General features: G+C 68.4%; 17 protein-coding genes and 1 riboswitch. Of the genes, 10 read left to right on the top strand and 7 right to left on the bottom strand.

The features are described 5' to 3' along the window. Positions 1–224: 224 nt before the first annotated feature. Both AC1RM6_RS26345 and AC1RM6_RS26340 read right to left on the bottom strand, forming a co-directional pair. Positions 225–1,628 carry an aldehyde dehydrogenase family protein gene (locus AC1RM6_RS26345; protein WP_493106852.1) on the bottom strand — a complete coding sequence of 468 codons (1,404 nt, stop codon included), beginning with the start codon at positions 1,626–1,628 and terminating at the stop codon, positions 225–227. A 20-nt stretch (positions 1,629–1,648) separates the two neighbouring features. After that, the gene (locus AC1RM6_RS26340) at positions 1,649–2,188 is read right to left on the bottom strand and encodes a hypothetical protein (protein ID WP_493106850.1); all 540 of its coding nucleotides are present in this window, start codon (positions 2,186–2,188) and stop codon (positions 1,649–1,651) included. A 177-nt stretch (positions 2,189–2,365) separates the two neighbouring features. Between AC1RM6_RS26340 and AC1RM6_RS26335 the strand changes: the two genes are divergently transcribed. The 9 genes from AC1RM6_RS26335 to AC1RM6_RS26295 all read left to right on the top strand — a co-directional run bounded on the left by AC1RM6_RS26335 (position 2,366) and on the right by AC1RM6_RS26295 (position 11,919). Next, positions 2,366–3,322: an SMP-30/gluconolactonase/LRE family protein gene (locus tag AC1RM6_RS26335; protein WP_493106847.1), complete on the top strand. Its 957-nt coding sequence runs from the start codon at positions 2,366–2,368 to the stop codon at positions 3,320–3,322. Next, on the top strand, positions 3,319–4,545 hold the full coding sequence (locus tag AC1RM6_RS26330; protein ID WP_493106845.1) for a PQQ-dependent sugar dehydrogenase: 1,227 nt from the start codon (positions 3,319–3,321) through the stop codon (positions 4,543–4,545). Before AC1RM6_RS26335 ends, AC1RM6_RS26330 begins: the two co-directional genes overlap by 4 nt. Before the next feature lie 158 nt (positions 4,546–4,703). Beyond that, complete coding sequence (locus AC1RM6_RS26325) at positions 4,704–5,513, top strand: SDR family oxidoreductase (protein ID WP_493106843.1); 810 nt, start codon at positions 4,704–4,706, stop codon at positions 5,511–5,513. Between the two features lie 14 nt (positions 5,514–5,527). Continuing rightward, positions 5,528–5,899 carry a VOC family protein gene (locus tag AC1RM6_RS26320; protein WP_493106841.1) on the top strand — a complete coding sequence of 124 codons (372 nt, stop codon included), beginning with the start codon at positions 5,528–5,530 and terminating at the stop codon, positions 5,897–5,899. Between the two features lie 392 nt (positions 5,900–6,291). Further along, positions 6,292–7,890, top strand: a complete 1,599-nt coding sequence (locus AC1RM6_RS26315; RefSeq protein ID WP_493106839.1) for a GMC family oxidoreductase — start codon at positions 6,292–6,294, stop codon at positions 7,888–7,890. Positions 7,891–7,909: 19 nt separating this feature from the next. After that, positions 7,910–9,190, top strand: a complete 1,281-nt coding sequence (locus tag AC1RM6_RS26310) for a cytochrome P450 (protein ID WP_493106837.1) — start codon at positions 7,910–7,912, stop codon at positions 9,188–9,190. Between the two features lie 17 nt (positions 9,191–9,207). Continuing rightward, on the top strand, positions 9,208–9,669 hold the full coding sequence (locus tag AC1RM6_RS26305; protein ID WP_493106836.1) for a protein tyrosine phosphatase family protein: 462 nt from the start codon (positions 9,208–9,210) through the stop codon (positions 9,667–9,669). 190 nt (positions 9,670–9,859) lie between these two features. Further along, the gene (locus AC1RM6_RS26300; protein WP_493106834.1) at positions 9,860–10,900 is read left to right on the top strand and encodes a DUF4198 domain-containing protein; all 1,041 of its coding nucleotides are present in this window, start codon (positions 9,860–9,862) and stop codon (positions 10,898–10,900) included. A gap of 485 nt (positions 10,901–11,385) precedes the next feature. After that, complete coding sequence (locus AC1RM6_RS26295) at positions 11,386–11,919, top strand: CAP domain-containing protein (protein ID WP_493106832.1); 534 nt, start codon at positions 11,386–11,388, stop codon at positions 11,917–11,919. Positions 11,920–11,926: 7 nt separating this feature from the next. Here the strand turns inward: AC1RM6_RS26295 and AC1RM6_RS26290 are convergent, their stop codons facing one another. The 4 genes from AC1RM6_RS26290 to AC1RM6_RS26275 form a co-directional block, all read right to left on the bottom strand. Then, positions 11,927–13,771, bottom strand: a complete 1,845-nt coding sequence (locus AC1RM6_RS26290; protein WP_493106829.1) for an eCIS core domain-containing protein — start codon at positions 13,769–13,771, stop codon at positions 11,927–11,929. 148 nt (positions 13,772–13,919) lie between these two features. Further along, the gene (locus AC1RM6_RS26285) at positions 13,920–15,998 is read right to left on the bottom strand and encodes a TonB-dependent receptor (protein ID WP_493106827.1); all 2,079 of its coding nucleotides are present in this window, start codon (positions 15,996–15,998) and stop codon (positions 13,920–13,922) included. Positions 15,999–16,174: 176 nt separating this feature from the next. Next, positions 16,175–16,419: riboswitch (cobalamin riboswitch) on the bottom strand. Positions 16,420–16,577: 158 nt separating this feature from the next. Beyond that, positions 16,578–19,088: a TonB-dependent receptor gene (locus AC1RM6_RS26280; protein WP_493106825.1), complete on the bottom strand. Its 2,511-nt coding sequence runs from the start codon at positions 19,086–19,088 to the stop codon at positions 16,578–16,580. A 327-nt stretch (positions 19,089–19,415) separates the two neighbouring features. Further along, on the bottom strand, positions 19,416–20,474 hold the full coding sequence (locus tag AC1RM6_RS26275) for a glycosyltransferase (protein ID WP_493106823.1): 1,059 nt from the start codon (positions 20,472–20,474) through the stop codon (positions 19,416–19,418). A gap of 129 nt (positions 20,475–20,603) precedes the next feature. Between AC1RM6_RS26275 and AC1RM6_RS26270 the strand changes: the two genes are divergently transcribed. After that, positions 20,604–22,445 carry a methyl-accepting chemotaxis protein gene (locus AC1RM6_RS26270; protein WP_493106822.1) on the top strand — a complete coding sequence of 614 codons (1,842 nt, stop codon included), beginning with the start codon at positions 20,604–20,606 and terminating at the stop codon, positions 22,443–22,445. Between the two features lie 171 nt (positions 22,446–22,616). Here the strand turns inward: AC1RM6_RS26270 and AC1RM6_RS26265 are convergent, their stop codons facing one another. Beyond that, entirely contained in the window at positions 22,617–24,092 is a 1,476-nt protein-coding gene (locus tag AC1RM6_RS26265) for an MATE family efflux transporter (protein ID WP_493106820.1), read from the bottom strand. Between the last annotated feature and the right edge of the window lie 30 nt (positions 24,093–24,122).

The following is a 24,122-nucleotide window of genomic DNA, read 5'->3' as shown; positions in this document are numbered from 1 at the left end:
ATCGGACCACGAGAGCCACCTCGCGTCGCCGCTGGTTCGGCGGTTCGGTGAGCGGCCGATACCCGGTGGCGCCCCATCTTGATCTCGTACCAACCGCCGAAACGCCCAATCCGTTCGTGCCGAGCGTAGTCGGGACAGGTGCCACCAGTACGACGTGTTTCAACTACGCGCGACACGAACGGAGAAGAAAGGGCGGAGAAGAGAGGGCGTTCGGCCCCGAAAACTCACGCCAGCGCGGCGTTGACGATCCGGATCTGCGTGAAGTCCTCCATGCCCTCGATCCCCTGCTGGCGGCCGATCCCCGACTGCTTGGCGCCGCCGAAGGCGATGTCGAACGGCAGGTCGAGATGCTTGTTGACCCACACGGTGCCGCTTTCGATCCGCGAGGCGACCGCGATCCCGCGGGCGACGTCCGATGTCCATACGGTGCCGCCCAGCCCATAGTCGCTGTCGTTCGCGCGGGCGATCGCGTCGTCGAGATCGTCATAGGCGAGGATCGGCAGCACCGGCCCGAACTGTTCCTCGCGCACCAGCCGGGCGTCGTCGGGGAGGTCGCGGACGATGGTCGGCGCGATGAAATAGCCGTCGCCGGCGATCGGCTCGCCGCCCGCAACGATCGTGCCCTGGCCGCGCGATTCCTCGATCAGCGCGAGCAGCTTTTCATATTGCGCCTTGTTCTGGATCGGGCCGATCGTAGTGCCCTGCTGCAGCCCGTCGCCGACCGCGGCGTCCTTCGCCAGCCGAGCGAGCGCATCGCACAGCGCATCGACCATCGATCGCGGCGCATAGACGCGTTTGACCGCGAGGCAGATCTGCCCGGCATTGGCGGTTGCGCCCTGGAAGATGCTCGGCGCGACCTTGTCGAGATCGGCATCGTCGAGGATGATCGCGGCATCGTTGCCGCCCAGTTCGAGAGTGAAGCGCTTGAGGCTGTCGGCGGCGCTGCCGAGCACCTTCTTGCCGGTCGCGGTCGATCCGGTGAAGCTGACATGGGCGATGTCGGGATGGCCGCTCAGCAGCGCGCCGAGATCATTCTGGTCGACCAGCGTCTGGAACACCCCGGCCGGCAGGATCTGCGCGGCGATCTCGCCGAGCAGCAGCGTCGTCAGCGGGGTGGTGGGGGCGGGCTTGGCGATGACGACATTGCCGGTGATCAGCGCGGGCGCCATCTTGAGCATCAGCAGCAGCAGCGGGAAATTCCACGGCGTGATCGCGGCGACGACCCCGAGCGGATAGCGCTGCTCGATGATGCGGACGTCGTCGGTCTCGCGCAATATCCGCGGTGCGAGTTCCTGGCCGGCATAATAGCCCAGCACCGCGATCGTCCCCATCACCTCGTAGCGGGCCTGGTCGAGCGGCTTGCCCTGTTCCTGGGTCAGCAGCCGCGCGAACTGGTCGGCGCGCTCGTCGATCGCGGCGGCGAGCCGTTCGAGATAGGGGCGCCGTTCGGCGAAGCCCAGCCGCGACCATGCCGGAAAGGCCCGGTTCGCGGCGGCGATCGCCGCTTCGGCTTGCGCCGCACCGGCCCGCGGCGCGGCGGCCAGCACCTGCCCGGTCGCGGGGGTGATGACGTCGAGGGTCGATTCCCCGGCGATCAGCGCGCCGTCGATCAACAGCCGATAGTCCATGATGATCCTCTCCATTTCCGTCATGCCGCCGCGACGGCGCCGTCGGGCGCCTGGCGCTTTTTCCAGCCCGCTTCGGCGCGCGCGGATCGCGATCGGTTGCCGACCCACAGGCAATTGCCGGGCGAGAAATCGGCCATATCGTCGCGCCGGGCAAGGATCATGTCGTCGGGTCGCTCGCCCATGTCGCGCAGGAAGCTTTCGAAGTCGCTCCTCCAGGCATCGCAGACCGCGATCCCGATCGCGCCGCACCCGGGATATCGCGCCGAGGCCGGATTGCGGCAGGCGTCGTTGATCTCCTGCCAGGCGCGGTAGGTCGCGTCGTGGCGCTTCTTCGCGCGCCGGCCATGTTTGAGCAGGCGCGCCGCGCAGATCTCGCTGTGCAGGCAGCCGCAACTCGCGGTCTTGCCCGATCGGACCGCCGCACCATTGATCACGGCCTCATCGCCGCAGTCGCACTGAAACAGCCAATGGGCATGGCCGCCGTGGCTGTGCGAATAGTCGATGCCGACGAGCCGGCCATGGCGGACGCCGGTCATGTCGATCCTCACCTTGCGTGCCATCACATCCTCCCGTTCCGGGACGCCCAAAAGCGGGCTGGTGCCGGAGCCGCTGATTCCCTAGTGATATATACGGAAATATATAGCTACAAGCATCAGCGAGGAACGGCGACCGTCTGCGACGCGCTGTAGTTCGCGCGGTGTACGCCGCCAAAGGGGCCATGATCGGGGGACGTAACGATGGATGAGTGGCGATATCGGCGCGGAGCCGTGGGGATGGCGTTCATGGCGGCGCTGCTGCCGATGGCGGCGATGGCGGACGAACCGGCCGGCGATATCGTCATCGCCGACAGCGCGGTGTTCCCCGAGAACATCGCCTCGTCGCGCGACGGAACGGTCTGGTTCGGCAGCGTCACCAAAGGCACGATCTACCGTGCGCTGCCCGGTTCGAAGGCCGCGCAGGCGTGGATCGCGTCGGGCACCGGCGGCATGAAGCAGTCGATGGGGTTGTGGGCGGACGCGAAGCGGGGCCTGTTGTGGGTGTGTGCCCCCGGCGCCCGCGCGACCGCCGACCAGCCGGCCGAGGCGACCGCGATCAAGAGCTTCGACCTGAGGACCGGGGCGTTTCGCGCGAGCTTCGGCTTCGAGGGCGGCGGGCGCTGCAACGACCTGACGATCGCGCGCGACGGCAGCCTCTATGCCAGCGATTTCGACGGCGGCCGGATCATGCGGCTGGGCAAGAGCGACGACCGTTTCCGACCTTGGGCAGGCGATCTCGGCGCCGGGATCGACGGGCTCGTCCAGCTTGCCGACGGGGCGCTCTATGCGAATAATTTCAAGACCGGGGCGCTGGTGCGGGTGCCGGTGCAGGCCGACGGAACGGCCGGCAAGCCGGTGACGATCGCGACCGGGCGGCCGCTGGTGAAGCCCGACGGGATGCGCGCGGTCGGCGCGAAGACGCTGCTGCTGGTCGAGGGCGAGGGCCGGCTGGTCGAACTGACGATCGACGGCGACGGTGCGACGATCCACCTGCTCAAAGCGGATCTGCCCGACAGTCCGACCGGGGTGACTTTGGTCGGCAACACCGCTTATGTGGTGCAGGCGAAATGGGCCGCGATGCGAGAACCGGCCAATGCCGGCAGCTTCGGTGCCGTTGCGATATCCTATACCCTACCCAAGGCGGCGAAATCCCGATGATCGACTTCAAGAAGACCCTTCTGGCAACCACGCTCGCCGCCACCGCGATCGCCGCATCGGCGCAGGTCGCGTCGTTCGACCAGGCGCCGCCGCACGGCACCACCCAGAAGCCGGCCTTTGCCGGGCAGACCCGCGCGCCCGAGGACAAGTCCGGGGTCGCGTTCGACGTGGTGTCCGCGGTCAAGGGGCTGGCCTTTCCCTGGGGCATGGCGTTCCTGCCCGATGGGCGGATGCTGGTGAGCGAGCGGCCGGGCCGGCTGCGGCTCGTCGGCAAGGACGGCGCGCTGTCGCCGGCGATCGACGGCACCCCCGCGGTCGACGCGCGCGGCCAGGGTGGGATGCTCGGGGTCGCGCTCGATCCGAAATTCGCGACCAACCATCTGATCTACTGGAGCTATTCCGAGCCGCGCGGCAATGGCGTCAACAACACCGCGGTCGCGCGCGGGCGCCTGGTCGACGGGTCGGCGCCCAAGGTCGAGAATGTCGAGGTGATCTTCCACCAGGCGCCGTCGCTGGCCTCGACGCTGCATTTCGGATCCCGGCTGGTGTTCGCGCCCGACGGCACCCTGTTCGTGACGATGGGCGAACGCTCGATCACCGAGGGGCGGATGCAGGCGCAGCGGCTCGACGGGCTGCTCGGCAAGCTGGTGCGGATCAATCCCGACGGCTCGATCCCCAGGGACAATCCGTTCGTCGGCAAGCCCGGGGTCAGGCCCGAAATCTGGTCCTACGGCCATCGCAACGTCCAGGCGGCGGCGATCAACCCGAAGACCGGCGAGATCTGGGAGATCGAGCATGGCACCAATGGCGGCGACGAGCTCAACATCCCGCGCAAGGGCCGCGATTATGGCTGGCCGACGATCGCTTATGGCATCGAATATAATGGCGGCACGATCACCGGCGGCATCACCCAGGCGCCGGGGATGGAGCAGCCGGTCTATTATTGGGACCCGGTGATCGCGCCGAGCGGGATGATCTTCTACACCGGCAAGCTGTTCCCGGCGTGGAAGGGCAGCCTGTTCGTCGGCGGCCTGCGCGACATGCGGCTGACGCGGCTGACCCTGAAGGGCGACACGGTGGTCGGCGAGGAGCGGCTGCTCGGCGATCTCAGGAAGCGGATCCGCGACGTCGTCCAGGGGCCGGACGGGGCGGTCTATGTGCTGACCGACAGCAATGACGGCGAGATATTGAAGCTGGTGCCGGCCTCCGCCGACAAGCGCTGACGATCCTGCGATCCCGACGATGCTAAGACATCCGGGGGATCGCGGGATCGTCGCGGCGATGCTGCGGCCGCCGGCCTTTTGAGGCGCGCCCGCAGCTGATATGCCGGTCGGGCGCCGCAGAGTCCGCATGAACGGGACCGGCGCCGGGAGAGGACGGCATGGCTTCGCAGGACAATATCCCAGGACTGGCGATCGTGACGGGGGCCGCGGGCGGTATGGGCGCCGCCAGCGCGCGGCAGCTTGCCGCGCAGGGTTGGTCGCTGCTGCTGTGCGATCTCGATGCGGGGCGGCTCGAGGCGGTGGCGGCGCCGCTGCGCGGGCCCGGCCGATCGGCGGAGATCCTCGCGGGCAATATCGCCGATGCCGATTTCGGCGCGCGGCTGATCGCGGCGCTTGGCGACCGGCCGATCGGCGCGCTGGTCCACAGCGCCGGCCTGTCGCCGACGATGGGCGATGCCGCGACGATCTTCGCGGTCAATTTCGATGCGACCGCGCGGCTGGTCGATCTGGTCCGGCCGCGGATCGTCGCCGGCGGCTGCGCGGTGCTGATCGCCTCGTCGTCGGGCTATATGATGCGCTCGCCCGAGATCGACGCCGCGCTCGACGCGGCGATCGCCGCCGGCAGTTCGGGCGATCTGCTGGCGATGATGCCGAACCCCGGGCCGGCCTATTCGCTGTCGAAGCGCGGGGTGCTGCGCATGGTCGAGCGCGAGGCGATGGCGTTCGGCGCGCGCGGCGCGCGGATCATGTCGATCTCGCCGGGGCTGATCGACACCGCGATGGGCCGCGCCGAACAGCAGGCGAGCCCGCAAATGGCGGCGATGCTCGCAAAAACGCCGCTCGGCCGCTACGGCAACGCCGACGAGATCGCCGCGGTCGCGGTGTTCCTGTGCTCGCCGGGGGCCTCCTATCTGTCGGGCTCGGACATCAAGGTCGACGGCGGCACCCTCGCCGAGATTCTGCGATAGGCGGGGAGGGCGTCATGGCGGTCCGCGGCATCAACCATATCAATATCCGCACCACCGACATCGCCGCGTCGGTGGCCTTCTATGTCGACGTCTTCGGTCTCACCTACGGCCGCAGCCCGATGGTGATGGGGCAGCAGGGCCATTGGCTCCATGACGAGAATGGCGAGCCGATCATCCATTTCCGGCTGATGGACCCCGGATCGACCGCGACCGGGCCGTTCGACCATGTCGCGCTCAACTGCACCGACAAGACCGGCACCCTCGCGCGGCTGACCGCGCAGGGGCGCGATTATTCGGTGTTCGAGGGGCTGTCGCCCGGGCTCACCCAGGTGTTCGTCACCGATCCGCACGGTGTCGGGCTGGAGCTGAATTTCACCGGGGAATAGCGGGCGCACCGATCACCCGTCGCTCCGGCCCCCGGATCGATGCGTTGCCCGTCCGAGGACAGGCATCGCCCGGAGCCGCCCAAGGCGGGCATGCAGCAGACAAGCGCGCGATCGCCGTACGACGCAGGCCAAGCTCATTCGTATGGCTGCGGCCGGCGGCGGTCTTCCTTTCTTCAACGTCGCGCTTTTGCCTTGGGCAGTTCCGGCCTCCGCCGGAACGACGGGCTTTTCGTGCCCTGCTTTTGCGCCTTCGCGCCAAGCCCCTTGACGCGCCGCGCCGACGCAATAGAAGTGGCTATATAGCGAAATAAAATTCATATATATGAACTTATGCTCCGATCGGAGCGGGAGAGCGTCATGGGCAAGCGCCGCGCCGGGGGAGGGATCCGCCGATGACCGGGCCGATCGGGATCGAGGCCGATTATGTGATCGTCGGCGGCGGCAGTGCGGGGTGCGTGCTCGCCAACCGGCTGTCGGCGCGCCCCGATGTCCGGGTGGTGCTGATCGAGGCGGGCAGCCGGCCGACCGGGCTGTTCGCGAAGATGCCCGCGGGGGTCGCAAAGCTGATGGGGAATCGCGACCGCAACTGGATGTACCGGACCGAGCCCGATCCCTCGATCGATGGGCGCAGCATCGTCTGGCATTCGGGGCGGATGCTCGGCGGCGGCTCGTCGATCAACGGCATGGTCTATACCCGCGGCGCCCGCCATGATTATGACGGCTGGGCGGCGGCGGGCTGCACCGGCTGGGGCTGGGCCGACGTCCTGCCCTATTTCGAGCGCGCCGAAGCCTATGAGGGGCCGGGCGCGCCGGTGCTCGGCAGGAACGGACCGCTCGCGGTCGCGGCCTCGCGCAACCGCCATCCGCTGGTCGAGGCGTTCGTCGCCGCCTGCGGCGAGACCGGGCTGCGGCGGATCGCCGACTATTGCACCGGCGACATCGACGGCAGCTTCGAAAACCATGTCACCCAGGCGCACGGAACCCGCCACAGTACGACGCGCGCCTATCTCGACCCGGTCCGCAAGCGCCCCAATCTGACGATACTGACCGAGGCGCAGGCCGACCGCGTGCTGTTCGAGGACGGCCGGGCGAGCGGGGTCGCGTTCCGCCGCGACGGCGAGACGCAGATCGTGCGGGCGCGCCGCGAGGTGCTGCTGAGCGCGGGCACGATGCAGTCGCCGGCGATCCTGCTGCGATCGGGGATCGGGCCGGCCGGCGAATTGCGCGAGCTCGGCATCGAGACGGTCGCCGATCGCCCCGAGGTCGGCCGCAATCTGCAGGAACATGCCAGCTTCGCGACCAGCCGCTTCGTCAATGTCCCGACCTTCAACGTGATGGCGGGTGCGATGCGGATGCCGGCGCACCTCGCCCGCTATTTTCTGCTCGGGCGCGGGCTGCTGACCACCTCGCCGGTGCTGGCGATGGCGAGCCTGCGCTCCGATCCCGCCAATCCGCATCCCGACATCAAGCTCAGCATGAGCCCCAATTGCCACGACATGACGACGATGCGCCCCGCCGAACGGCCGGGGATGACGATCTTCGCCAATGTCAGCCCGCCCAAGAGCCGCGGCCGCATCGCCCTGCGCAGCCGCGACCCGGACGAGCGGCCGCTGATCGACCACCGGTTGCTCGGCGATGCCGACGACATGCGGGCGCTGGTCAGCGGGGTGAAGGCGGTCGACCGCCTCTATCGCGCGCCCGCGCTGGCGCGCTTCGTCACCGGCATGAATTCGCCGTCGGCGCCGCCCGCCGACGACGGCGAATGGGCCGCCCTGATCCGCTCGCGGGTCGGGATCGGTTTCCACCCGGTCGGCACCTGCCGGATGGGCGGGGATGCCACGGCGGTAGTCGATCCGGCGCTCCGGGTGCGCGGGGTCGCCGGGCTCCGGGTGATCGACGCCTCGATCATGCCGCTGATGCCGATGGCCAACACCAATGCCCCGGCGATCCTGGTCGGCGAAAAGGGCGCCGACCTGGTGATCGCGGGCTGAAGCTGGAAGGAAAGAGAAGATGGCCGATGTCCTGGTCGCCGACGACCACATCTACGAGGAGCTTTACGACGTCCGCCGCGAGGCCGAGGAGATGGGCAATCTCGTCGAGGGCGACATCTATCCGGGCCTGAACGGGCTGCGCGACCGCGCCCCGGTCCACAAGGGGCTGCTGCGCGATCTGCTCGGCCTGCCCGAGCATCATCGCCATGCGATGGCGAAGGGCCGGCAGGGCTATACCGCGCTGTCGTGGAAGGCGTGCGACGCGGCGTTCCGCGACCATAAGACCTTCTCGTCGCGCATCATGCATCGCTCGCCCGACGAGCCCGAGAAGACGCTTGGCATCCTCGAAATGGACGAGCCCGAGCATCTCGCCTATCGCAGCACCCTCCAGCGGATGTTCATCCGCCCGCGGGCGATGACATGGTGGCGGCAGAACTGGATCGACGAGATCGTCGCCACCCTGATCGGCAGCCTGCGCGGGCGCGACCGCGCCGAACTCAACCTGCAGCTGTGCGCGCGGATCCCGGTCCACACCGTCACCCGCGGCATCGGCCTGCAGGGCGACGATGCGCTGACCTTCCGCCATGCGCTGCTCAAGAGCGGCGCGCCGGGGCGGGTGACCCCGCAAGAGCGTCAGGCGGCGGGGCAGGTGGTCGACCGCATGCTGTCCGATCTGATCGCCAGGCGCCGCGCCGACCCGCAGGACGACGTCATATCGGGGCTGATCGCCGCCGAGTTCGACCTGGACGGCGAGCGGCGCACGCTCAGCGATCGCGACATCTTGATCCAGGCCAAGCTGGTGATGCTCGCCGGCGGCGGCACGTCGTGGCGGCAGATGGGGATCACCTTGTGGGCGCTGCTCACCCACCGCGACCAGTATGAAGCGGTCAGGGCCGACCGCCGGCTGATCGACGACGCGATCGAGGAGGCGGTGCGCTGGAACCCGACCGACCCGGTGTTCAGCCGGCTGGTCGCCGCCGATGCCGAACTCGAGGGGGTCGCGATCCCGGCGGGATCGGTGCTCGAAATCTGCCTGGGCGCCGCCAACCGCGATCCGGCGCGCTGGGACGATCCAAACGCCTATGACCTCCACCGCAAGCGCCAGCATCATCTCGGCTTCGGGATCGGCACCCATCAATGCCTCGGCAAGAATGTCGCGCACAGCGAGATCCAGGCGGCGATCAACGGGTTGCTCGATGCCTTCCCCGATCTGCGGCTCGACCCCGACGCGCCGCCGCCCTTCATCACCGGCGGATTGGAGCAGCGCGGCATGTCGGCGCTACCGGTGCTGCTGACATAGGCAGGGACGAGCGGGGCATGGCGATCGCGGACATCCTCAACTTCATCCAGATCGACGCGGCGACCGCGCTGGGCGGCCAGCCCACCGCCGCGCAGTTCGCCGATGCCCGCGACGCGGGCTACGACCTCGTCATCAACCTCGCGCCCGACGGGCTGCCGACATCCCTGCCCGATCAGGCGCAACTGCTCGTGTCGCTCGGCATCGACTATGCGCATATCCCGGTCGCCTGGACCGACCCGCGGCGCGAGCAGCTTGCCGATTTCATCGCGCTGATGGAGGCGGCGAAGGGGCGCCGCGTGCTGGTCCATTGCCAAGCCAATTTCCGGGTGACCGCCTTCTACGCACTCTATGCGACGGCACGGCTCGGCTGGTCCCGCGCGCGGGCACAGGCGCTGATCGACAGGGTGTGGACCAGCCGTCCCGGTTTCACGATGGACGATCGCTGGCGCCAGTTCATCGCCGAGACGGCAGAGGAATAAGCGTCGTATTTTGCTTTTGATAGGCAGTTGCAACAACCATGGCCCATGATTAGTAGGGAGGCGAGGACGGGGCGGGATCGGCAATGACGATATCATCGGACAGGTGGGGCAGAGCCCGCCGTGCAGATGGCGCGCCGAGCGCCCGGCGATCCGTTCCGACCGACCCCCATTGCCGCGAAAGGCCCGGATCATGCTGAACAAGAGGATTTTGTGCGCGGCGGTCGCGATCGTCGCGCTGGCTGCCCCCGCCGGCGCGCATCGCGCCTGGCTGTTGCCGTCGACGACGACCCTGGCCGACACCAGCGACTATGTCGCGGTCGATGCCGGCACCTCGACGCAGGTGTTCCGCGCCGATCATTTCCCCATGCCGACCGACGGTATCAAGGTATGGGCGCCCGACGGAACCATGGGCAAGATCGAGAATGCCGCGCGCGGCCGTTACCGGTCGACCTTCGATGTCGCGATCGACAAGCCCGGGACCTGGCGGATCGGGACGAGCAACGCGTCGGTGTCGGGGACGTTCAAGGTCGATGGCGAGCCCTGGTCGGTCGGCCGTGGCGGGCGCGGCGGCCCGGGTGGTCCGGGCGGACCTGGCAGTGCCGGTGGTCCGGGCGGTCCCGGCATGGCCGGCGCCGGTCCGGCCGGCGGTCCCGAGGGGGCCGGCCCGGGCGGCAATCGTCCGCGCGGAGGCGGTGAAGGGGCCGGTCAAGGCCAGGCGCCCGGCCAGGGACCGGGAGGACCAGGCGAAGGCGAGGGCGGTCCGCCGCGCCAGGCGATCGCCCCCGGCCATAATGTCGCCACCGTCGCCGACATTCCCGCCAATGCGACCGATCTCGTCCTGACCGAAAGCCAGAATCGCAACGAATTCTTCGTGACCGCCGGCGCGCCGACCGACACGGTGCTGCGCCCGACCGGCAAGGGGCTCGAGATGGTGCCGATCACCCATCCCGACGATCTGGTCGCCGACGAGCCGGGCAAGTTCCGCTTCCTCGTCGACGGCAAGCCCGCCGTGGCGCTCAAGGTGACGGTCGTCCCCGGCGGCCAGCGCTATCGCGACGGCGAAAAGGCGCAGGAGCTGGTCGCCGATGCCGACGGCGTGGTGACCGTGGCCTGGCCGGTCGCCGGCTTCTACTGGCTCAACGCCAATGTCGCCGACGACAAGCCGAGCGCGCCCAAGGCGACCAAGCGGCGGCTGAGCTACACCGCGACGCTCGAGGTGGTCGCCCCCTGATCGGCACGCGGTCGGTCCGGCGGGCCGGCCGCGTTCGCCCGATGCGGACCCGCAAGAGATATAGCGGTTGCGTCAAGATGATCGTCGCCCGCACCTGTTGCGGGGGCCATGGCTGTCACCGCGCAGGCCGCCGTCGAGGATAGCGTGCCGCAGCCGGCGGCTTTTCTCCTCCGCCCGGAATGCCGGACGTACCAGCCATGGACCCCGGCACAAGGCCAGGGCGACGGGTGGGGGGGCTGGCTGCGCATATAGCGAAGCTTGGATTTTGGGATGGCGCACGCGACCAGTCCATCGAAATAGGTTCTGATTAGAACCGGACAGAACCCAATAATGTCCTCCCTTTCCCGGAACGAAGCTTTGAATTCCGCCGTTCGCATGTAATTCATGGTGAACGGCCGGCGCTTCGGCAGCTCGGTGGAAATATCGATGCCTTATCATGGGAAACACCGATGGCGGTGGCTTTCGCACGCGATGCAATTTCGCGGATGATGACCTATGTTTTCACGCCTGCGCGCAGGCCGGTTCTGGCCGGACTGTTGCTATGGCCGCTGCTGGTCGGCGCGATCGACCCGGCGGCGGATTTCGAGACGCGGATATTGGCGGTGCACAACCGCGAGCGCTCGACGCTCGGCATCGGCGCGCTGCGCTGGAGCGACCGGCTGGCGGGCGAGGCCGATCTGTGGGCGCGGCATCTCGCGCGAACCGGGCGGCTGGTCCATTCGCAGAGCGATCCCGGCGACCCCGATCCCGAGGGTGAGAATCTGTGGATGGGGACCGCGGGCTATTATCCGGTCGAGCAGGGCGCGCTCTATTGGGCGCGCGAGCGGCGCGATTACCGGCCCGGCATCTTCCCCGACAACAGCCGCAGCCGCAATCTCGAAAATGTCGGCCATTATACCCAGATGATGTGGCGATCGACCGGGTCGATGGGCTGCGCGATGGCGCGCAACCGCCACGACCAGTTCCTGGTCTGCCGCTATCTGGAGGGCGGCAACATCATCGGCGAGCGGCCGTTCTGATCCGCGATCATTCGGTGCCCCGATTGGCGCGCTCCACCAGGTCCCAGATCGCCAGGCCATGGGCGACGAGGTCGCTCGCCGGGACCGAGCCGAGATTGCGGAATTCGAAGATCGGGCGGCGGGTTACGCCGGCCGCCGGCGCATCGGTGCGATTGCCGTAAGCACCGAGCGATTCGAGCTGCTCGCTCTCGGGATCGGCATCGTCGTCGCCGGGATAGTTCGCTTCGGTCAGCCGGTCCACGCGTGCGCCCTCGCCGGCGTCGTACAGGCCGTCGAACCACTCATCCAGCGTGAGGGTGATCTGGTCCTTGCCATCGACCGGTCCGGGGAAGACCGGGTCGCCGAGTTGCACATCCAGAGCGGGGACCATCGCGCGGATCGCGGCCAGCATCGGCGCCTTGAACGCGCCGGCATCGGGAAAATGGTCCATGAGTCCAGCCGGCATCGCGGTGATGATCGTGGCGAAGTCGCTGCGGGACAACAGCCCGCCGGCCGCGGCCTTCGGATAGGGCAGAGCCCGGGTCCGGGCGGTGATCGGAATGGCGATGATCCGGCTCATCACCGCGGCGATCAGTCGTGCATCGGCTGCAGGCAGAGCCCCGAGCCGTGCCCGCACGGCAGCATAGAAGGGCAGGTCGGTCGCACCAGCGGCATAGTCCCGCTGTTTGGAGGCATGATCCGCCCGCGCGTCGAGCGCGCGATTCTTGGCGCCGCGCCACCACACCCAGCGGCGTCCGGCCAGCGTATCCTTGTCGGTTTGCCGGGCCTGATATTCGGCATGGGCGGCCTGGGCGGTATCGTCCGAAGCGAGGTTGGCGAGGCCGCCGATGCTCAGCCCCGCGGTCGCCTGCAGCACGCCGGTGTCATAGGCGACGGCGTTCGCGGCGCCGATGAAACGCCCGCCGCCGGTCGCGGTCTCCAGCGGATGGCGACGCAGCGTCCGCAAATAGCCGGTCATCGCGGTCAGCGTCCGCTCGAGCACCGCACGGTTGGCGGGAATGGTGTCGTTGATCGGCGGGGTGATCAGCTCGAGATCGGACATGGCACCCGGCGCCGATCCGGTCGGCGGATCGTCGGCGGTGGCATTGAACAGCCCCCGATTCTGCAGGATGGTCGCCTTGGCCAGCGGCGCCTTCACGCCGCCATCGCCCTTCGTATAGGTTTCGACCGTCCCCAGCTCATATTCGAAGCCGAGGCTGCGCTGGACGACGCCCGTGCCGCCGCCCAGGTTGATCGCCCGCAGCTGTCGCGGCGCCTCGCCGGTCGACCGGTCGGGGCCGATGCGGGCGGTCAGCTGCCGCGGCGCCGCCTGCAGCGCCCGCGCGCCCATATGGTCGGCCTCGGCCTCGAGGTGCTTGTCGTCGTTGAGCGGGACCCCGGCCGCCATCGTCGCGGTCGGGCGGACCCGGCCCTGCGCCTGCTGGACGACGTGCCACGCCTCGTGCGGCAGATGCTGTTCCTGGCGCGGGGCGAGGTGGATGTCGCGGCCCTGGGCGAAGGCATGGGCATTGAGCTGCGCGGGCTGCGACGAATTATAATGGACCTTCACCGCGTCCATCGACATTCCCGACAGCGCCTCGATCCCCGATTTGAGCTGATGGGGGAGGCCGCCGCGGCTGTGCGGGGCAGGCGGCGGTGCGGCGTTGATCTTCGCATCGGTACCGCGCAGCTCCGCCGCGCGCGGGCCGTTGCCGATATCCTCGGCGAGCTTGCGCTGGGCGGCGACCCGTGGGCTGGCGTTGAGCATGTCCCCGAACGACGACGCGCCGGATCGCTCCGCAGTCGCGCGGCCGGCATGGTCGGCGGTGTCCTGCCGCGCGTCGGGCCGTGCCTGCATCGCATGCTCTGCCATCGCCATCCCCTGCCGTACCGGATCCGCTATGGGTTCGATATCGAACAGGGTATCGGCTTTTGCGCGCCATGTCGAAACAAGATACCGGCGGCCGCGAAGCGCAAAGGGCGGCGAGCGACGGGGCCGCCCGCCACCGTCCTGCCCAGTTCTAGAAGCTGACCCTGGTGCCGAAGCGCAGCGTCCGCGGCTCGACGACCCGGCTCAGCCGGCCGTCGACCGGGCCCGCGGCGTCGAAAGCCGGGATATAGGATTCATATTGATAGGCGATGTCCTTGTCGCGGCTGTTGAGGATATTGAGCACTTCGCCATAAAGTTCGACCCGCGATCGTTTCCACCCGGCGCGGACGTTGACGACGGTGCTGCCCTTGTCGCGGGTGCTGTTGTCCTCGATCAGCGGATAGGGGCCGAGATGGCGCAGCCGCACGCTCGCCTCCCAGCGGTCGAGGACGATCGCCGCGCCGAGCGAGGCGGCGTTCTCGAACGCGTTGGGGATATGGTCGCCATTGTCGTAGCGGGCATGGCTCGCGGTGTAGTTGCCGTCGATCGCCAGCCATTTGGCGGGGCGCCAGAAGGCGACCAGCTCATAGCCATGGCGCTTGCTCGCGCCCGACGGCTCGACCGCGTTGGAATCGCCGACGAACTTCAGTTCGCTGGCGACCGTCAGCCACCACCAGGTCGCGGTCAGGCTGAGCCCGCCATGCTGGTAGCGCGCGCCGAGCTCGCGGCCGGTGCCGCGGACCAGCACCGGCACCGGGGTCTGTTCGTTGACCGCGCCGCGCACGTCGTTCGAATGGAAGCCACGCCCCCAGCTGCCGTAAAGCTCGACCTGCGGGCTCACCGCATAGGCGACCGACGCCTTGGGCGAGACGATCGCGTCATGGCCCTTGCCCTCGCCGAGCGCGGTGGCCGCCGCATCGCGGGCGGCGACGTCATAATGATAATAGTCGCCGCGCAGGCCTCCGGTCAGCCGCAGCCCGGCAAGCGGGGTCCAGGTCGTCTCGGCATAGAGCGCGCCCGACAGCTCGCGCACCCGGAAGGCGCCGAGCGAGTCGACGAAGGCGCGCTGCGCGGTCTGGTAGACCCCGACATTGGCGATGTCGTCATAGCGGTTCTCGGTGCCGATCGTCGCCTGCAACCCGGGGGCGAGATCCCAGTGGCGCTGGCCAGTGGCGCCGAACACCCAGCGCCGGTCGAACTGGCGGATCTGGGCGCTGCTGCCGTCGGGATTGGCGTAGGTCGGGTTCGAATACATCGACCAGTCATAATATTGCGCATAGACATTGCCGCGGCCGTTGGCGCCGTCGAGCGCGACATTGCCGACGAAGCGGGTGGTCTCGCCGCGCGCCGAGGGATCGGGCGAGCAGAAGATGTCCTTGCAGACCGGCGATCCGACGATCCGCTCGGGAATCTGCTCGGTCGGGCGCCAGGTCGCGCGATAGGCGTGGAGCGTCAGATCGAGTTCGCCCGCGCCGGTCGGCACGCTATATTTGCCGAAGCCCGAATAATGGCGGAGATGCTCGGCCTCCTGCCACGGCCCGTCATAGGCCTTGGCCTGCGCGACCAGGGTCAGCGCGCCGCCGCCGATATCCTTGATCGTGCCGCCGGCGGCGACCCGGCGCCAGCCATAGGAGCCGGCCTCGAGCGAGGCCCAGGGCCGGTCATAGCCCTCGACCGTGGTCATATAGGCGGCGCCCGCCAGCGCGAAATCGCCGCCATCGGCGCGGTAGGGGCCTTTGCGGAAATCCTCGCGCGCGACGATCTCGGGGATCAGCCCGTTGAGATCGAGATAGCCCTGGCCATGGCCATGGGTGCGCAGGTTCATCTGCACCCCGTCGATATAGGTGGTGAAGTCCGATCCATGGTCGAGGTTGAAGCCGCGCAGGAAGTATTGATTGGCCTTGCCGCTGCCCGAATGCTGGGCGGCGATCATGCCGGGGACCGCCTCGAGCAGTTCGGCGACCCGCAGCAGCGGCCGCACCAACAGGTCGGCGCCGCTGACCGTGCCTTCGCTCGCCGCATGGGCATGGCCGATCTTGGCCTCGCCGCGCCCGAACACGACGATCTCCTTCTCGGCCTGGCTTCCCGGCTGGGTTTCGCCGGTTGCCGGCGCTGTGGCCGTAGCCGTCGCTTCGTCACGCTCCGCGGCGAGCGCGCTATGCGTCCAGCAGGTCAGTGCCGCCGCGGCGACCAGCCACTGTGCCGGTCGTCCATATCCGATATTCCGCATCATATTTCCCCCGGCGTCGAGCGACATGGGGCAGGGGCGTGCCGTCGATCAACGGTCGGCGCGCGCCGGCGGGCGGACGCCGTCGAGCGCCCGCGGCACGAACCGACGCGGCCCCCGCCTCGGCTTCGTCGCTCAGACGGAGTTCACCGTGCCGCGGCCATCCCCTGGGCCAGGGCAAGAGCGACCAGACGCCGGCAGGTCTCCTGGCTCGCGGGTCGTCGCTCGATGCACGGCCTTCCCAGGCCTCGCAGGATTTAGCGTCCGGCCCAGTGGCTGCCTCCCTCCACCTCGGGAAGGAAGCGATGTGCGTCTCGCTCTCCGCTTACAGTTGCAGGGACAGCCGCGGATTGAGGAGGGCCAGCCTCCCGCACCGCATTCCCTTTCAAGCCCCTCGCGGGGCACCGGCGCGATCTGACGTCCGCCCTGGCGGTTCAACCGCCGACGGACGCGGTGTCGTTACGGAGCCGCCGGGCGATGCGCAAGCCCGTTCGCGTCGCTGTGGCGATGATGGGGAAGGGCATCCCGCATGGCCGCGCGCCATGCGGGATGCCGGTCGCGTTCAGCGGCGGTCGGTACTCTTCACCGCCCGAAACTGTAGCGCAGGCGGAAGCCGTACATGCGGGGTTCGCCGATCAACAGGTCGCCGAGGCCGGCCGAGTTGTAGCCGCCGCCGGTGTTGACCGCATAGACCTTCTTGGTGAGGTTGGTGACGAAGAAGGCGGCGTCGATCGGGGTTCCGCCGACTTTCTCCCAGTTGATGTTGAGGTTCACCAGCGTGCGCGACGGCAGCACCCCGACATTGGCGGGGACGCTGCCATTGGCGATCTGGCGCGAGGTGTAGGTCATCGTGCCGGCGACCGAGAAGCGACCCCAGCTCGCGTCGAGCGGCAGCGTATAGGTGCCGGTCAGCGTCACCTTGTTCCGGGGCGACAAGGTGAACTCGCTGCCCGGCGACACCGTCGGCGCGATCGCGATGAACGGGGTGCCGGCCAGGCTGATGCCGCTGATGTCGATCTCCTTCACCTTGGTGTCGAGATGGGCATAGCCGAGGTCGAAGCGCAGGCTTTCGAACAGGGTCACCGATCCGTCGACCTCGACGCCCCAGATGCGCGACTTGCCGGCGTTGATGATCGCGGCGCCGCCGGCGACGCTGGGCACACCCGAGGTCAGTCCGCCGAACACCTGCTGGTTGCGCAGATTGTTGTAGAAGGCGGCGACGTTGAGATAACCGCTCACCGTTCCGCGGAACGAGGTCTTGCTGCCGATCTCGAACGAGTCGAGATGTTCGGGCTTCCAGGTCTCGAGCCCCGGATTGGTGAAGTTGAGCCCGCCCTGGCGATAGCCGCGCGCATATTTGCCGTAGAACAGCAGGTCGCCGCTCGGCTTGTAATCGAGGTCGATCAGCCAGGTCGGCGCGGTCGACTTGTTGGTCAGCGCGGTCCGGCAGAATTCGGGATCCTGGACGAAGCCGCTGCCATGGCGGAAGGTGTCGGTGCACTGGCGGGTGATGCGCACCCCGGTCGCCGCGTCGAGGAACGAGGCCGGGTTGCGCCCGGTCGGATCGAGCGAGGCGCGGGTGCTGGTGGTGCTGCCGACGATCTTGTCGAACGTGTAGCGGACGCCCGCGGTCACCGCGAAGCGTTCGTCGATATTATAGGTCGCCTGGCTGAACACGCCATGATTGTCGAACGATATCCGGGTCCGCGATTCGGAGATCGAGCCGATCTGCAGCGGGTTCGAGCAGGCGAGATTTTCGGGGCTGGTGCAGTTGAGGAAGATGCCGGTGCGGCCCGAACTGTTGCCGCGCGGGCGGCTGAATTCGAGATAGCCGCCGACCACATAGTTGAGCTTGCCGTCGAGCCCGGTCCCCTGGATCTGGAGTTCCTCGGTGATCGTCGACTGCGACGAGGCGTCCTGGCCGGGGGCGGCATCGAATTCGATATATTTATACGGGGTGCCGGCCGGGGCGGTGAAGGCGAGCAGCGGGTTGATCGTCGCCATGTTGAAGCCGCCCTGCCGCACCCTGAAATTGGTGGTGTAGAGGTCGAAATGGCCGCGCTCGCGGAACTCGCCATAGCTGGCGATATTCTTGATCGTCAGCGTGTCGGTCGCGTTCCAGATGGTGGTGTTGATCACCTGCCACTGGTCGATCTTGAGATAGGGATTGGTGACCGCGGTCTCGACGTCGTAGAGGCTGTCGCCGCGCGCATTCTGGCGGGCGATCTGCTCGCAGGCCGAGGTCGCGGTCAGGCCGCGGGTGCCGGTGGTGGCGTTGGGATCGCACGACACGATCCGCGACGCATAGCCGTTGGTGTCCGACTTGCTGTAATGCGCGATCGTGTAGGTCTGCAGATTGGGCGTCAGGTCGGCGACCGCGCTGAGCCGGAGCGCCAGATAGTTGCGGTCGTTATAGTCCTTCGCGCCGACCCCCGACAGATTGTGCATATAGCCGTCGCGGCCCATCCGGTCGCCGGCCAGCCGCACCCGGAAGCTGTCGGCGAGCGGCAGGTTCACCGCGGCCTGGAGCCGTTTCATGTCGTAATTGCCGGCCGACCCCTCGACATAGCCTTCATATTCGCCGGTCGGCTTCTTCGGCACCAGCAGGATCGCGCCGCCGGTGGTGTTGCGTCCGAACAGCGTGCCCTGCGGGCCCTTGAGCACCTGGACATTCTGCAGGTCCATGAAGGCGCCGGCGCCGACGGTGTTGCCCGAGGTGGTGCCGCCCTGCGCGCGCACGCCGACGACATCGGCGAAATAGACGCCGACCGTCGGCGCGGTCGACTGGTCCTGGTTGAAGCCGCGCAGCGAGAAGCTGCTTTTCTCCGGGCCGTAACGCTCGTTGGTCGACAGCGACGGAGTGTAGGTCGCCAGGTCGTTGGCGACGGTGATGTTGCGGTTGGCGAGCTGTTTCGGGTCGAACACCGTGATCGAAATCGGCACGTCCTGGAGCCGCTCCTCGACGCGGCGGGCGGTGACGATGATGTCCTCGGGCGCGATGTCGTCGCTCTGCGCCCAGGCCGGCGCGGCAGTCGCGGCGCTCAGGCATGCGACGCCGCCCAACAGCGATTTTTTCAGGTCTGTCCTGTTCATGATCTCTCTCCCCAAAGAAAGTGCTTATATGATTATGGTGGATATTCAGGTGGTTGGCGGTGCACGGGCGCAATGTCGCGCCCGGACGCAGATGCGGCAGGCCGATCGGGCCCCGCGTGACGATCCTCCCCTCGCTTTCGTCCATCTGTCCGATTATTCCGGATTATGAACTATCATTCGCTGATATGCGCATCGCGAAGCTAACCGAAGCGCGGAAAATCACATGATCTGATTTTTATTGTCGCTGCAGTCTCATTTGACTGGCGCTGATATGTCCGGGCCGTTGATGTCCCGGATTGACTTCGCGTATCGGGGCGGCAGGTCGGTTCAGGCTGCGAGCATCGCCATCTGCGACCGGATGACGTCGAGATTATGTTGCGCAAGGTGGCTGCCGCGGCCCTCGACGCTGCCTTCGAGGTCGGGGCGTTCGCCGATCTCGAGGCAGCGTTCCCACGCTGCCTCGGCCATCGGCAGCCAATGGTCGATCGCCTGGGCGGGATCGACGATCGCCTGTTCGAGCAGGAGGTTGCCGAAGGTGAAGAAGAAGTCGGGCGAATCCTGCCAGATGTCGATCAGGTCGTGGGCGAGGTCGATCGCGTCGCCGGCGCGGCCGGCCTGGCCGAGGCAGTGGAGATGGCGCACCGTCAGTTCGTGGAGCCAGTTGGCGTCGGGCGCGGTCCGGTCGAGCGCGGCGGCATAGCGATCGCAGGCCTCGGGATAGGCATGGCGGATCTCGGCGTCCTGGCCGAGCTGGTAGAGGATATAGGAATCGCCGGGATGATCCTGAAGGTCGCGCAGCAGCAGCGGCCGATTGCGATCGCGCTTGCCCGCCATCTGCGCGTCGAAATAGCCGTCATGGCCGACATGGAGATCGAGCCGCTGGCGCGGCAGCGCCGACACCGGCTGTTCGTGGACGCGCCCCCGATAGCGCACCCCGCGCGGCAGCAGCCGGGTCAGCCAGCTGCGGTTGGTCGGCGACGGCGCGCCGGTCGCCGCGGCGCCGGGGGCGTCATAGCCGCTATGAACGCAGATCGTGCCGAGCCGCGCCGGCCCTGCGCACCAGGCGCGCAAGGCATCGCCGCCCGCGGCGATCCATTCGTCGGCATCGATGACGAGGTTCCAGTCGGCATCGGCGAGATCGAGCGCATGGTTGCGCGCGATCGAGAAGTCGTTCGGCCAGGCGAGATGATGGACCTCGGCGCCGGCCTGGCGGGCGAGGTCGGCGGTGGCGTCGGTCGATCCGGTGTCGACGACGGTGATGCGATCGACCCACGGCGTCAGGCTGGCGAGGCAGCGCGCGATGCAGCGCGCCTCGTCGCGGACGATCAGCACCGCCGCGAGAACGGGTGCGCCCTGCCGGGCCGTCATGTCTTGGGAAGCCGCCATCGCCGGCCATTATCGCCGGCCTTTCGCCAATAAAGCGTTAACCATCAATCGTATCGCGGGGGCAGGCGGATTCACTTTTGTCTAAGGGCTGCATGGCATGGGCTGGGCATCCGAAGCCGAAGGACGACCATGTTCAACCGAAGTGTTACCGCGCGACTGATGGCGCCGCTCATCATCTCGATGCTCCTCCTCCTCGCGCTCGCCGCGCTGACCATGCACGCGCAGCGCAATGTCGCCGCGGCCGATGCGGCGGCGATCGACGCGCAGGCGCTGGTGTTCGATCTGGGTGAACTACGCTCGCTCAGCCGGTCGCTGCAGCGCGACGCGCTGAACCTGATCACCGAGACCGACGCCAAGGAGCGCGGCACGATCGCCGAGAAATTCGCGACGCGGACGAAGCAGATGGCCGACGATCTGTCGGCGATCGAGGCGAGCCCCCATCATGGCGGGCTGCCCGACGAATATTATGGCAGCCAGAAGATGGTGGTCGAGGAACTGACCAGGGTCGCCGGGCGCGCGACCGCCGGCGACCAGGCGGGTGCGCTCGGCGATTTCCACAGCCAGGTCCGGCCCGCCGAGCGCGCCGCCTCGAAGATCGCCGACGCCAAGATCGACGCGCTCAAGCAGGCGGTGGTGACGCTGCGCGCGACCGCCGACGCGACCGCCGCCGCCGCGCAGACGATGCAGATCGCGGCGACCGCGATCCTCGCGATCGCCGGGCTGGTCGCCGGCTATTGGATCACCCGGCGCAGCGTTGTGACCCCGCTCCACCAGTTGCGCGCCAGCATGGGCCAGCTTGCGTCGGGCCGCACCGATATCGACGTGCCGCACAGCGGCCGCGCCGACGAGGTCGGGCAGATGGCGCAGTCGATGGCGATGTTCCGCGACCAGCTGCGCGCCGCCGAGCGCGCCAAGGAGGCCCAGGCGGCGCTGATCTGCGACAGTATCGGCCATGGCCTGTCGCAGCTCGCCGAGGGCGATCTGACCGCGCAGGTCGATGCCGAACTCACCGGCCCGTTCGCCAAGCTCAAGCGCGATTTCAACGCCGCGACCGCGGCGCTGCGCCAGGCGATGACCAGCGTCACCCAGGCGACCGGCGGCATCAATGCCGGCGCCAGCGACATCCGGCTCGCATCCGACGAACTGTCGCAGCGCACCGAGCAGCAGGCGGCGTCGCTCGAGGAGACCGCGGCGGCGATGGACGAGATCACCACCACCGTCCGCCAGACCGCCGAGGGCGCCAACCGCGCCAACGGCATCGTCGGCATGGCGCGCAAGGAGGCCGAGGAATCGGGCGAGGTGGTGCGCCGTGCGGTCGATGCGATGGGCGGGATCGAGCGGACCTCGGCCGAGATCTCGGAGATCATCAGCGTGATCGACGGCATCGCCTTCCAGACCAACCTGCTCGCGCTCAACGCCGGGGTCGAGGCGGCGCGCGCCGGCGACGCCGGCCGCGGCTTTGCTGTGGTCGCTTCCGAAGTGCGTGCGCTCGCCCAGCGCTCGGCCGACGCCGCCAAGGACGTCAAGGCGCGGGTGACCGCGAGCGGCCAGCAGGTCGACGCCGGGGTCGAACTGGTCAGCGCGACCGGCAAGGCGCTCGAACGGATCATCGGCCGCATCGCCGAGATCAGCACCCTGGTGTCGGAGATCGCCGCCTCGGCCGAGCAGCAGGCGACCGGGCTCCAGCAGGTCAACAGCGCGGTGTCCGAGATGGACGGGGTCACCCAGCAGAATGCGGCAATGGTCGAGGAATCGACCGCCGCGGCGCGCAGCCTCGCGGTCGAGGCCGATGCGCTCGCCGCCGAGGTCGCGCGCTTCACGGTCGGCGAGGGCAGGGCGGCCGCGCCGGCGCCGCGATCGGCCGCGCCGGTCCACCAGCTCCAGGCGCGCGCCGCCTCGGCGGGGCGCCGGATCGCGCGTGGTAGTGCGGCGGTAGCGGTGGCGGCCGACGAGGACTGGTCGGAATTTTAGGACCTTATCGTCGCCCCGCACTTGTTGCGGGGTCCATGGCTGGTGCGCCTGGCGCGATGGCTAAAAGAAAGCGGGCCGGCTGTGCTGCGCTCGATCTTTGGCGGCGGCGTGCGCGGAGATAGCCATGGACCCCGCAACAAGTGCGGGGCGACGAAGGGGAGGAGAATCGCCCTAAGCCGGCGGCCGGCTGGCGAGCGCCTCGTCCTCGGCGACGATCTCGCGGACCTCTTCGGCGGCGGCCGGGGCGAGCAGGCGGATCCGGCGCCAGCCGCCGTGCCAATAATAAAGCGCGGTCAGCAGCAGCGAGACGAAATAGCCGTTCGGGAAGCTCCACCAGATCCCGTCGGCGCCCTGTCGCCCCGACAGCCACAACGCCAGCCCGATCCGGCCGGGCACCAGTGCGACGAAGGTGATGATCAGCGGGACGACGGTGGCGCCGTTGGCGCGGGGCACCGCGCCGACCACCATGCCGACCCCGGCGAGCACCAGCGACCAGCCGGCGAGCAGGTTGATGTGACGCGCGACCTCGACCGCGTCGCGTTCGTTGCCGAGAAACAGCCCGAGCAGCATCCGGTCGGCGAGGGTGAAGATCAGCACCAGCCCGCCGGTCAGCGCGAAGTTGAGCCAGACCCCGCTGATCATGATCCGGTTGACCCGGTCCCAGCGGTTGGCGCCGATGCTCTGCGCCGCCATCGTGCTGACCGCGGCGCTGATTGCGAAGGCCGGCATCTGGACATAGGTCCAGAGCTGGTTGGCGGCGCCATAAGCGGCGACGGTGATCGTGCCATAACGGTTGATCAGCCCGACCGTCGCGAGCGAGGTCAGCGTCACCACCACCATCTGCAGCCCCATCGGCACCCCGCGACGCATGATCGCGCCGATCGTCGAGGCCGACGGCCGCAGATAGCGCCATTCGGCGCCGCGCAGCCTGATCGGCAGATCGCGTCGATAGAGGAAGCGCAGCAGCACCAGCAGCACGACGGCGTTGGCGACGAGCCCCGCGATCGCCGACCCGGCGATCCCCAGCGCCGGCACCGGACCCCATCCGAGGATCAGCGGCGGGTTGAGCGCGATGTCGATGACCGTCGACGGGATGATGAACCGCAGCGGCGTGACCGAATCGCCGGTGCCGCGCAGCGCCGATTGCAGGAACGACATCATCAGCCCCGGGAACAGACCGATCATCGAGATCCGCCCATAGTCGAGCGCCAGCGGATAGACGTCGGCGGGGGTTCGCAGCGCGCCGAGGATCGCCGGCATCGCATACCAGCCGCCGATCGCGACGATCAGGCCGGCCATGGCGAACAGGGTCACGCCCGCGCCGACGAAGCGCCGCATCCCGTCGATATCGCGCCGGCCCATGCTCTGGCCGATCAGGATCGACAGCGCCATGCTCAGCCCGAAGCTCAGCGCGAACACCATGAACATGACGAGATTGGCATTGGTGGTGGCGGCAACCGCGGTGGTGCCGAGCAACTGCCCGACCCACACCGAATTGATCGCGCCGTTGAGCGACTGGAGCACGCTGGACGCCAATGTCGGCAGCGCGAACGCGAGCAGGGTTCGGGTGATCGGGCCGTCGGTCAGGTCGAGCGGGGCGCGACCGCGTTTCGTCGGCGCGGCGTCGCGCATATCGTCATCGCTCAATGCTGTTCTCCCCGCCCGCACTCTGGCGGT

It is taken from the genome of Rhizorhabdus sp. GW822-FHT03C02 (assembly GCF_058801765.1).
Note: the sequence above shows the minus strand (reverse complement) of the source record. Positions and strands in the feature narration are given on the sequence as shown.

Excerpts from the sequence above, each read along its gene's own strand:
- AC1RM6_RS26290 (WP_493106829.1), bottom strand. The coding sequence starts at position 13,771 with ATGGCAGAGCATGCGATGCAGGCACGGCCCGACGCGCGGCAGGACACC.
- AC1RM6_RS26300 (WP_493106834.1), top strand. The coding sequence starts at position 9,860 with ATGCTGAACAAGAGGATTTTGTGCGCGGCGGTCGCGATCGTCGCGCTG.
- AC1RM6_RS26310 (WP_493106837.1), top strand. The coding sequence starts at position 7,910 with ATGGCCGATGTCCTGGTCGCCGACGACCACATCTACGAGGAGCTTTAC.
- AC1RM6_RS26285 (WP_493106827.1), bottom strand. The coding sequence starts at position 15,998 with ATGCGGAATATCGGATATGGACGACCGGCACAGTGGCTGGTCGCCGCG.
- AC1RM6_RS26330 (WP_493106845.1), top strand. The coding sequence starts at position 3,319 with ATGATCGACTTCAAGAAGACCCTTCTGGCAACCACGCTCGCCGCCACC.
- AC1RM6_RS26320 (WP_493106841.1), top strand. The coding sequence starts at position 5,528 with ATGGCGGTCCGCGGCATCAACCATATCAATATCCGCACCACCGACATC.
- AC1RM6_RS26280 (WP_493106825.1), bottom strand. The coding sequence starts at position 19,088 with ATGAACAGGACAGACCTGAAAAAATCGCTGTTGGGCGGCGTCGCATGC.
- AC1RM6_RS26305 (WP_493106836.1), top strand. The coding sequence starts at position 9,208 with ATGGCGATCGCGGACATCCTCAACTTCATCCAGATCGACGCGGCGACC.
- AC1RM6_RS26345 (WP_493106852.1), bottom strand. The coding sequence starts at position 1,628 with ATGGACTATCGGCTGTTGATCGACGGCGCGCTGATCGCCGGGGAATCG.
- AC1RM6_RS26340 (WP_493106850.1), bottom strand. The coding sequence starts at position 2,188 with ATGGCACGCAAGGTGAGGATCGACATGACCGGCGTCCGCCATGGCCGG.
- AC1RM6_RS26270 (WP_493106822.1), top strand. The coding sequence starts at position 20,604 with ATGTTCAACCGAAGTGTTACCGCGCGACTGATGGCGCCGCTCATCATC.
- AC1RM6_RS26325 (WP_493106843.1), top strand. The coding sequence starts at position 4,704 with ATGGCTTCGCAGGACAATATCCCAGGACTGGCGATCGTGACGGGGGCC.
- AC1RM6_RS26335 (WP_493106847.1), top strand. The coding sequence starts at position 2,366 with ATGGATGAGTGGCGATATCGGCGCGGAGCCGTGGGGATGGCGTTCATG.
- AC1RM6_RS26295 (WP_493106832.1), top strand. The coding sequence starts at position 11,386 with ATGATGACCTATGTTTTCACGCCTGCGCGCAGGCCGGTTCTGGCCGGA.
- AC1RM6_RS26275 (WP_493106823.1), bottom strand. The coding sequence starts at position 20,474 with ATGGCGGCTTCCCAAGACATGACGGCCCGGCAGGGCGCACCCGTTCTC.
- AC1RM6_RS26315 (WP_493106839.1), top strand. The coding sequence starts at position 6,292 with ATGACCGGGCCGATCGGGATCGAGGCCGATTATGTGATCGTCGGCGGC.